We start from the raw sequence: 1,334 nt of genomic DNA on the forward strand, positions 1-1,334 counted from the left end.
TTGAATCGTCCTGGGTCGAGTGGAGGCCTTGGTTATGCCACCTCCGTTTCGGGGGTGACGCGCTCACGGTAGCTGGTTTCGTAGTCGATCGGCGTCTGGTAGCCCAGCGACGAGTGCAGACGCGTTGTGTTGAACCAGGCCACGTAGGCGGCGGTTTCTCGTTCGACGTCGCCGCATCCTGACCAGGTCCGACCGTCGATGAGTTCGGTCTTGTACAACCCGATCGTCGATTCCATCAGGGCATTGTCGAGGGCATCACCGACAGATCCAATAGAGCCGGTGATCTCGGCGTCGCGCAATGCTGCCGAGAACGCCAACGATGTGTACTGGCTTCCCGCATCGGAGTGATGCACCAAACCTGTTGTGGTGAAACCGAATATGCCTCTTCGTCGCGTTGACATCGCTTGCTCGACGACACTGGTCACCAACGGTGTGTGCTTGGTCGACATCACCCGCCACCCGAGTATCCGCCGCGAGTACACGTCCACGAGGAACGCCACATACACGAACCCCGCCAACGTCCACACATACGTAAAATCGGCCACCCAAAGCTGATCCGGTGCATCGGGACGATCCCATTGCCGATCAACATGATCCGGGAAACGAGGCGCCCGATCATCGCGGGTGGTCGTCGTGGTGCGGTGCTGGCCGCGGACCGCACCGGCGGCACCGCAGATCCCCATAAGTCGACCGACCTGATCGCGGCCCATCCGAACCCCGGCACGATCCATCGCATGCCACATTTTGCGGACGCCGTAGACGCTGCGGTTGCGTTCCCACACCTGGTAGACCGCGTGCGCCTCGTAAGCTTCTGCCAGCACCGATTCGGGGACCTGGCCGGCTTGTTTGCGTGCGTAGTAAGTGGACGGGGCGATCTGCATCCCGTGCTCGGTGAGCACGCGGCAGATCGGGTCGACCCCGAACCTGGCTTTGTGAGCGTCGATGTACTCGACGATCACCGCAGTCGGCGGTCGACCTCCGCCGCTGCGAAAAACGCGGATGCTGTCTTCAAAATCTCATTTGCCCTACGTAATTCGGCATTCTCGCGCCGAAGAGCACGCACCTCGGACTCATGCTCGGCGACCGTCTTGGCGCCCTCGGCCGAGTCGATCGGGGCGTCCTTCTCGATCCAATTGCGTAGCGTCGCGGGGTTGATGTCGAGCAGTCCGCCGACGTGCTTGCGGGCGCTGAGTTTGGACTCACCCGCCTCCTTCAGACGGTCGTGATACATCCGAACCGCCCGCTCACGAGTCTCCTGATCGAACTTGCGTGGTGCAGCCATACCGACATTCTCCTGGTGAGATCACGGTCTCCACCAGACCCAGGACGGCTCA

General features: G+C 61.5%; 1 protein-coding gene and 1 other annotated feature. The gene reads right to left on the reverse strand.

Features of this window, described 5'->3' with window-relative positions:
- Nucleotides 1–32: 32 nt before the first annotated feature.
- Nucleotides 33–1,282 (reverse strand): IS3 family transposase gene (locus tag ACIGKQ_RS25345; protein ID WP_287016493.1). Its coding sequence is split into 2 segments (ribosomal slippage): nt 33–988 and nt 988–1,282, totalling 1,251 coding nucleotides; the frame shifts between segments, so codons are not numbered across the junction.
- Nucleotides 867–998 (reverse strand) — a sequence feature (AL1L pseudoknot). Its footprint overlaps the gene before it by 132 nt.
- Nucleotides 1,283–1,334 lie beyond the last annotated feature (52 nt).

Source organism: Gordonia sp. NPDC062954 (genome assembly GCF_044543825.1).
Classification (GTDB): domain Bacteria; phylum Actinomycetota; class Actinomycetes; order Mycobacteriales; family Mycobacteriaceae; genus Gordonia; species Gordonia tangerina.